We start from the raw sequence: 9,017 nt of genomic DNA, 5'->3' as shown, positions 1-9,017 counted from the left end.
CCAGGATAGCAATACTCGATATTCTAGAGGATAGATACGGCAACGGCGCGACAATAATAACCTCACAGCTCCCGGTGGATAACTGGTACAACTTTATAGATGAACCAACACTTGCAGATGCAATTATGGACAGGCTGTCAGCATCTGCTCACAGAATTGCACTTACGGGCAAATCCATGAGAAATAAAAAAAATCATTAAGTTTACAGAATATCGCTTTGTCCAAAAGTGATATGGTTTAAAAGTTAGTGCTAAAGCCAGAACCAAACTGGTGCACTATGCCTCGGAATGTGGTGTACTTTGTTCGGAATAATCAAAACTATAGTACTTGATTTTTGGGCTACCTGGTGCGGTCCCTGCAAAGCATCTTTTCCTGCTATGCAAAAATTGGTCAATAAGTTCAAGGGCGATGATCAGGTAAAATTCCTGTTTATTCATACATGGGAGCGATCTGCTACCCCTCAAAAAGATGCGATAGAATACCTGACTGGAAATAAATTCAACTTGGATTTGTACATGGATGCAAAAGATCCCAATACAAGATCAAATCCAGCAGTAAGTGCTTTCAAAGTCATGGGCATTCCTGCAAAATTCGTTATTGACGGAGATGGAAATACCCGCTTTAAGCTAACGGGTTTTTCAGGTGGAGATGATGCGGCCGTTGCCGAGGTTTCTGCAATGATCAACCTGGCGAAAAGGCCGAAAATTTAGTTTTAACGCTTTCTCAACTAAAAATTGCTCCATTGGATTATATCCAATGGGCAATTAATTAACCCGGATGATGCTTAATCATGCCTCCAAATCATCGGCAATGAGCTGATCATCCATTGGTGTTGCCTTAAAAGTTGATCGGGTTTGCTCTTGTTTTCCGAGAACTGCATTTCCTACAATTATATCATTGCAGCACGCGGCAGTCATTCATTGGCTATATCATTGCTGTTGTCTTACGGAATCGTCATAGTATGATAGATTGTAGTCTTGTTTACTCAGGTTAAATCCCTTAAGATATACATTTGATGTGTTTAAAGTGGCAGTAAAACCGGAACAATTTATAAAATTTTTGATCAGCGGGGATTTGACAAGCGCAACCATATCTTTAGATGGTACCGTCCTCCACACGTTAATTTTATTGTAAAAGATCCTGATTTTTTATATTCTTCCCTAATATGAATAAGGTTTATAAATGTAGTCATCGGAAAATACAGGATGGCCTGCGTGGTCAACCCGATATTATGGAAAACCCGACATCAATGTTATCGGCGTATGCTGAAACCTATATTCAGATTTGAGTTTTTTTTTTGCAAATATTCCGCCCACCATCATTACCCGAGTGGGGGCAAAATTCTATATTATCTTCCAGCGTGATTTACCATTTCTCAGTTATACTGCTAGTTGGCTTTATCCCTTGATGGGAGGCCTTAATGATCTTGATCGATCCATCGTTTTCAAACTCCATTGTATCCATACAGACTTCGCGGTTATAGCCTGCCTCTCTGCCCATATGGATTCCAGAAGGAAATGTAAAACGATGATATAGGATATACCATTCATTTTTTTCAGGCACCATAATAGTAGAATTGTGGCCGGTACCATATATTCCGATTTCATCTGTCCTGCTTAGGATAATATTATTCTCCGGTGATAAAATACCGCCAAGTGGTGAAGTAGACGTGCCATATCTGACGCGGTAATTGGGATCCCTGGTATCGTTCTCTGACCAAAGGAAATAGTAGCGCCCGTCCCTGTAAAAAACATGTGTGCCCTCAGTATAGGATTTTGGTGTGAGTTCCTTTACCGTCTCTTTTTTAATTGAGATCATGTCGTCATTGAGTTCTGCACCAGCCATGAAGCCATTTCCCCAGAACAGATAAAACTTGCCCGTTTCAGGATCCTCAAAAACATCAGGGTCAATGGTTTGACCTTTTTTTAGAAACCCTTCAGGTCTGGTTTCCAATAAAGCTTTTCCAATATCTTTGAAGGGACCACTCGGATGGTCTGCGATTGCCACCCCAATTTTCTTATCTGCACAGTAATAATAGAAATAGCGATACTTGCCTGAAATTTTTCTTTCGATAATCGCAGGAGCCCAGGCGTTACCTTTTGCCCAGCTGACATTCTTCAAATTCAATACCTCCCCATCATCCCTCCAGTTGGCCAGATCAGGGGAAGAGAAGGATTTAAAATAAGTTCCTGACCAATTGGTGAATCCATCACTGGTGGGATAAATATGATATCTTTTTGTCTTTTGTGAATAGATGATGTCAGGATCAGCATATAGACCGGGGAGCACAGGATTTCCCCACTTTTTGATACAAACCTTCCATTCTTTTTCGCCTTTTCCCTGGATGGAAATCCTGTATACAACGGGTCCAGCATTAAAGTTTCGTTTTCCACGCGAGAAGCTAACCTTCGCAGTTGGAGTGATTCTAAGGTCAAATTTATCAAGTTTAAGATCAGGATCAACCGGAACGGTGATGACTGAATTGACCGTATCGATATCAATGTTATTCAATTTTACTCCTTTCGCCCTAGAAGTATAAAAAAGCTCGAAGAGAACAGAGTCTGTCCGAAATTGTTCCATTTGGGCTGCACAATTTAGGGAGAGTAAGATTGCGATGGCAATTGTAAAAATAATTTTCATGGAAATTTTTCGGCAAAACGCCTCAGCTATCGGAGGCAAGTAAATATTAAACAATAAAAAGTAATCGTAATGGTCACCACTTAAAGTGAAGCAATGCCACTGCCTGCCTTTCCAAATCGATTTCGATCTCCAGTTGTCCATTCCTGAGATTCATCGTTTTCGGTGTTGCTGACTGGGCAAGTTGACCTGTTTTTTGGAGTAACCTGATTTGTGCGGTACTGGGATTTTGTGGGGAACCCATTTTTTTCCATAGTGCATAGGAATTACTATGTTTACTATCAATCAGGTATGAAGTTACGGTCATTCTTTTTACCTTAATTCCCTTGAGGTGAACTTTAACTTTTTCCGCCACTCCGGGAATGTCCAGGTCATGATAGTTCCAGAGCATGATGCCGGCTGATTTATCATCTTTTGAGGCTAAGGCTCCAATTTCTGTGGTTCCTGTACGAACACTGCTGTCCACGACATTGCTCAGCGATCTCATTCGACTTGCATCCACCCAAACACGCTGACCGGACATTTTGCCAAACATGCGAAATACATTTAGCACAGGTTTATCGACTCCGTTGGTTGACAAATCTCGAAGCCCTGCAAACCAGGGCTGGTTTTCAAACTCGAATGACCAGCTGACTGCCCCTAAAAAATTGATGCCGTATTGATCTGCAAGCAGATATTTTCTTGCAAAGGATGCCGCGGTATAACTGCTGAACATGGTTCCGTTTCGATAAGCATTCTGAGGATCAGTTGCAATTCCACATGCCGCACATCCTTCCGGATCACTCTCTCCAATAACAATAGATATATTTTTAAATTCAGGAAATGAGGAAAGCATTTCAAATCCACTGGATATGTCTTGGAGTTGTGTGGACATATCCATTTCAACCATACCATTTTTCAACCTGGGTTCTCCTTTTGCGTGAAAAAGAAATAAATCCAAGGGTGCTCCTTTTTCTCCTGTTGCATAGTTAGTACCGTTTTGACAATGCTGCAGAAAGGCCTTCATCCATTTTCGGGAACCTTCCTTGCGCGTTTGGGCAATATTCAACCCCCCTATTTTTGCAGTGGGCAGAGCGCGTTTTACTGCATCTGCAGTATAATCATAAAGCTTAAAATATTCTTCCATCGTTCCGCGCCAATATCCCGAGGGTTCATTCCACAGCTGCCAATACCAGCTTTCCACTTCCTTTTTACCATATCGGACAACGCTGTGATTTACCCACTGAAAAATTAGTTCGGCCCATTTATGATAATCTTTGGGCGGGTAAGCCCATCCTGTGATGAGCTTACGAAAAGGATCTCCGGGCTTCCAATCGTGCTGATAGGGCGTTGGCTTGATGGACATCGCCTCAGGCATAAAACCAATCTGGGCAAGGGGTTTCATCCCTCTTTGCACATAGCTGTCAAAGATCTGGTCAATGATTGTCCAGTTGTAGATTGGATTTCCTTTGGCATCCTCTGTATATGCATTCGTAGATCCCCATTTAAGCGCAGGTTGTCCGTTGCCGGTGGTCAAAAGATTATGTGTACGAACATATACCGGCACCTCACTTAGCATGGAAAGTTCTGAGAGCAGTTTTTTTCCATCCTTCATGTAAGTATAATTTGGCTCATCGTAACCAAACCATGACCATACAGGGCTCATCTGCCCTACTGGCCTTGAAAAGTCGACGGTAACTTGAGCTGGATTAGGCCTGTTATCCTGAGCAAATGAATCAGGCAATACCATTACAGAGAGGAAAAAAATCAGGATGTATTGAATTCTTTTATTGCTTATCATGGTTTTAAAAGGTTTTTTAGTCTTAAAAATGGGGCTTGCGGTCAGGCTAGAAAATAAGAAAACTGGCGATAATGTCATGAGCTAAAGATCAATGCCGCTGACTGGGCACCCCGTAAAGTCCGGGCGAACCCAGATCAACGAAAATTCTGTCCAGAATTACACCTGGGTCAATTTTGATAATTTTTAAGGTATGTTTTCCCGCTTTCATCCAGATCCTTGGCGATTGTCTGATGGCAGAATTGGACAGTACATTTTCTTTCCACTCCTCGCTCCTTCCCACCGTTTCAAAATTCATAATCTGAATTGGCCCATTATCTATACTTAAGCCATAGCGCATGCCCAAGGCTTTGTTTATGGGATGGGTAGGCAACGTAAAAACAGATACAACCGCAGAGGTATCCTGAAATGTCTGGAATTCATACTCAATGAATGCAGCGCTGTTGAAATGATCACCATCCTTAGCGGCTTTCGGCAGGAAAGGTTCAAGTGGCAGCGCCTGCAGAGATGAACCGGTAGACCCTAAATCATTAAGTAGTGACCATGTTCCGTTTTTCCCCGCAGAAATGCGAGCATATGCTGCAGCAGGTAGGCTAACATGATGATCGTTTGCGAAAATCAGGCGTTTGCTTGATTGTGATATATCCTGACCATAATTCAATGGCAGATAGATCAGATATCTCACAGCACCGTCACTTATTTCTATACTACCTTCAGTGGAATGCTTGGGAACTTTTGAAAAGTCAACGCTAACCCACAACCTTTGTTGACTAAACTGGCCCTTGCCGTAAAGTTCAACTTTTTTATGGTCGGGAATAATCCAATCGGCAGAGGGTGTGATGCTGATTTTAGCGGAGGATGACTGCAACAGAAATAAGTCTATGAAATATTTTTGATTATTGTTTTGGTCGAAGCGGGGAAGCATGGACTTGTCCTTGACCTCAGTTGCCCCTTCGGGTAAAGCGCCCCATAATCCCGGCTGTCGGGCGATTGGCCTGAATTTGGGAAGGTCATATGCTGGAAGGTTTCTGGGATTCATAGACATCATATGCCTCCATTTTCCATTGGCCAGGGTATCGTTATATTTTTCAGTGAGTTTTAGTATCCGCTCGTAGGCACCCCGCGATAGGTTTTCGAAATAACCAGTTATCTTTCTACCCTGCCTGGCGTATAAATTTGCCTTATCAGCATACAAAAACTTTTGGTTGATCAGGGATGCGCCAGTAAGTGGATATTCAATGAGTTCATACCAGGCATCCTTGCGATTTGAAGGCACATGTTTACTTAATTTACTGGCCTGCGCCTCCAGCGATAGATAAGCATCAACTCTTTGCTGTCCCTGATCTCCGAAGGCGGTGTGGTTATAACCGCTCTGTTTGGTCGGGGTGGTGGGCTCCGTCTGACTCCAGCCCATAAACTCCGGTCTGCGCTCAAATGCAAGTTGATAATATTTCCACATCAATTCATTCAGCTGTGGAGCCAGTTCAGGTCCAAATATCTGACCAAGCCACTTTTGCTGGTGCACCCTTACATCATTAGCTTTTATAAAGGGTGTGATATCGTAGGCCATGTCAGTAAATAACTGCAGGTCATATTCCGCTGGTTTGATATCCCCGATATTGATCACCCATAAGTTACGTGCGCCTAAGAGGTAAGCTTTAGTCATTTCTTCTCTGATCAATCCAGGATGAGTGCTGGATAACCAAAGGTAATCATGCGGACGACCCCAGTAAGATGCATGATAGTAAACGCCCGACCCTCCTTTGCGTTTTTGTTCATCTTCATTGCTGAGTCTTTGAATATATCCATAATTATCATCCGGCCACACCAGCGTGATATCTTCAGGCACTTTCAGCCCGGCCTCGTAATTGTCCAGCACTTCTTTATAAATCGTCAATACCTGCGGTACCTGAGCAGCATCAGGATTCACATGCCTGGACAATAGCGTCCGTTGGTCTTTAATAATATTCTCCAGCACGGGAACGGCCCGCTCCGGGCTTTCCACGCCCTCCATAGCGCCGTCGTGAATGCCCCTCATGCCCATGGTATAGATGACATTATTGGATCTACTCTGTTTGATCCTGCTCTCCCAATATTCGTACACTTTTTGCCTGTTGGACAGGTAATTGAAATGCCCCATGTTTTTTTCATCCCACTCGCCAACATTGTTTCTTAACATTGGTTCGGCATGTGAGGAGCCTACAATGATTTGAAAGTCCCTGGCCATGGCAATATTTCCCGGATAGGTGTAGAAAGCCTTTGTACTGGGATGCATCGCCGGCCAGATCAGATTTGCTTTAAGACGAAGGAGGAGCTCAAAAACCTTTTGATAAGTTTTTGGACCGATGTCGCCGGTTTCAGGTTCAAATGTTTTGGCCGCCCAGGGTTGTAATCCCCAATCTTCATCATTAATAAAAATTCCTCGATATTTTACTGTCGGTTCTGCTGAAGTAAAAGACGGGACATCTATGAGCAGCTTTTTTTTTCTTACCGGAGTTACATCCGCCCACCAATACCATGGCGACACCCCAATTTTTTCTGAAACCGAAAATACTCCGTAAGCAGTTCCCCTGACATCACTTCCTGTTATCACCATCGCTTGGTTAATCCCTTTTACCGGATTGCTGAGAATTTCTAACTTATAGGATTCCCATTTACCGTCCAGGGATGAAAGTTCTGTTGTCAATCCCTTAATTAGTATGGAATTAGCCGTACCGATTATGATGACTTTTCCCTTTGCACTGTTCAGGTTATCATAAACCTTTGGCCGATATCCGAACACGGCATGTATATCATTTGCAAGTAGGTTGGCACTAATGGAGTTAAGCTTAGGATCATCAGGTGCATACACGATTGAAAGATCATTTTGCTTACTCTTAAATTCAAACTTTTGGGCCAGGGCAACTTGTGATGTAAAAAGAAAAAATATCAAAGCTAAAATTTGGATGCATGATTTAAACTCATATTGAATAGGTTCAGCGACGAAGTAAGATATGGGATCAACGTTGTATAAAATAGATGTGGATCGTGTGTTATAGCATTTCATCATTTTATTTTTTTCTTTAGCATGGTTCATTGTTATTTTCTGTTTGCGCTAATCCACTGATATCTGATGTGCTTAAAAATAATTACAGTGAAAAATCAGGTCTTTTAAAAACAGTAATACCGTATATTTCTTTTTCAGCGCTTAATGATAAGCTTATCGAAAGAGAAAGATGTACCAGTACTTCCATATAGATTTTTTCTTTTGTCTGACCAATTACTTTTCTCGCCTGTGATCATTACAGACAATGTGTATTTTCCCTTTTTAAGCAAAGGAGTGATGTATTTAACTGACGAATTTGTATACTTACTATAATTATCCACGAGATTTGACAGCAATACTTTCCCTTTTGCATCGATGAGCTCAATGTTAACGTACCCTCCGGAAGGACTGGATAAACTATAAAGGGCAGCTTGTGTACCTTCAAAGCTGACTGTAAAGGAGTTGCCTTTGACCGCTGAAGTACTTAATGGAATATGATCATTAGTCAGCTGCCATTCCCCCTTATATCGGATCCGGTGATGATCACTATTAAAAATCGTGTCTCCGATGATTTTATATGGAACAAACTTGCCGTTAGGGCTTATTCTCCAGCTATCATACCATTCTGACATCGACAGGTTTGTATCGATAAAACTTAAAGGTTGCCAGACATAAGTAGCTGCACTGGCCTGCTTCGGATAGGACCATCGGTCACCCATGAACATAAACATAGTATCTTTGGCGCTTATGATTGGTAAGACGAAAGTGGTCTGGGAATTCCAGGTTAGGGTTCCGGGGGGTGAGAAAAACCCTTTTTTGATCCATGGACCGCTGAGTTTATTTGATGTATAATAGTAATTGTCATTCCGTTCCCAGCTGGTCAAATCTGAGCCCAAAAAATAATAAACATTGTCCTTTTTTAACATGGCAGGCGATTCAAACCCCGGCGTCATGTTCCCGTTGACCTTTTTAACAATACTTTTATAGTCAGCACTGAGTTTGTATATCTCTCCTCCATGAATCAGCAGATACCCTGAGCCGTCATGGTCCTGGAAAGTTCCCATATCCCATTTGCGAATCGCCTGTCCGTTAAACAACAACGGACCCCGAAACTGGTAAGGGCCTGTAATAGATGAAGATGTGGCATAGCCGATAAACTGATCGGTATAACCCAAAGTATCTACATGCATGAACATCACATATTCACCCGTTTCTGGGCTCTTCATGACTTTAGCGCGTTCACCGATTCGCTTAGGGCCAAGTTTTCCTGATGTTTGCCTGGGAAGTGCCAGACGCTCAAATTTCCAGCTGATCAGATCAGCAGAAGAATAACAGTTAAAACCTTCAAAAGCATTGCTGGTGTCTGAATGTTTCTCTCCAAACAGATAATACCTTCTACCCTCTTTTATGATACAGGCGCCGTGAGCGCTCAAGGTGTTGCCTTTATCATCAACGAGTGGAACACCTGAATGGATCGCCTGATATTTGTAACGCGGCTGTGCGCTGGTAGTAAAAGGCAACCACAGGGCAAGAACTAAAATCACCTGCATTATTCTATTGATATTACTTTTCATTTTT

Annotated in this window: 6 protein-coding genes; 2 read left to right on the top strand and 4 right to left on the bottom strand. The window is 42.3% G+C overall.

What is annotated here, in order from left to right:
• Positions 1–200 (top strand): ATP-binding protein (locus tag BMX11_RS22245; RefSeq protein WP_175474649.1); only part of this gene is annotated, 200 nt, incomplete at its 5' end.
• An 87-nt stretch (positions 201–287) separates the two neighbouring features.
• Entirely contained in the window at positions 288–710 is a 423-nt protein-coding gene (locus tag BMX11_RS22240) for a TlpA family protein disulfide reductase (RefSeq protein ID WP_090889151.1), read from the top strand.
• A 655-nt stretch (positions 711–1,365) separates the two neighbouring features.
• Here the strand turns inward: BMX11_RS22240 and BMX11_RS22235 are convergent.
• The 4 genes from BMX11_RS22235 to BMX11_RS22220 form a co-directional block, all read right to left on the bottom strand.
• On the bottom strand, positions 1,366–2,580 hold the full coding sequence (locus tag BMX11_RS22235) for a family 43 glycosylhydrolase (protein WP_245738742.1): 1,215 nt from the start codon (positions 2,578–2,580) through the stop codon (positions 1,366–1,368).
• Positions 2,581–2,713: 133 nt separating this feature from the next.
• On the bottom strand, positions 2,714–4,417 hold the full coding sequence (locus tag BMX11_RS22230; RefSeq protein ID WP_090889161.1) for a GH39 family glycosyl hydrolase: 1,704 nt from the start codon (positions 4,415–4,417) through the stop codon (positions 2,714–2,716).
• Positions 4,418–4,505: 88 nt separating this feature from the next.
• Positions 4,506–7,346, bottom strand: a complete 2,841-nt coding sequence (locus BMX11_RS22225) for a glycosyl hydrolase 115 family protein (protein ID WP_175474647.1) — start codon at positions 7,344–7,346, stop codon at positions 4,506–4,508.
• Positions 7,347–7,594: 248 nt separating this feature from the next.
• Entirely contained in the window at positions 7,595–9,013 is a 1,419-nt protein-coding gene (locus tag BMX11_RS22220; protein WP_090889098.1) for a family 43 glycosylhydrolase, read from the bottom strand.
• Positions 9,014–9,017 lie beyond the last annotated feature (4 nt).

It is taken from the genome of Pedobacter rhizosphaerae (genome assembly GCF_900111155.1).
Lineage (GTDB): Bacteria > Bacteroidota > Bacteroidia > Sphingobacteriales > Sphingobacteriaceae > Pedobacter > Pedobacter rhizosphaerae.
Note: the sequence above shows the minus strand (reverse complement) of the source record. Positions and strands in the feature narration are given on the sequence as shown.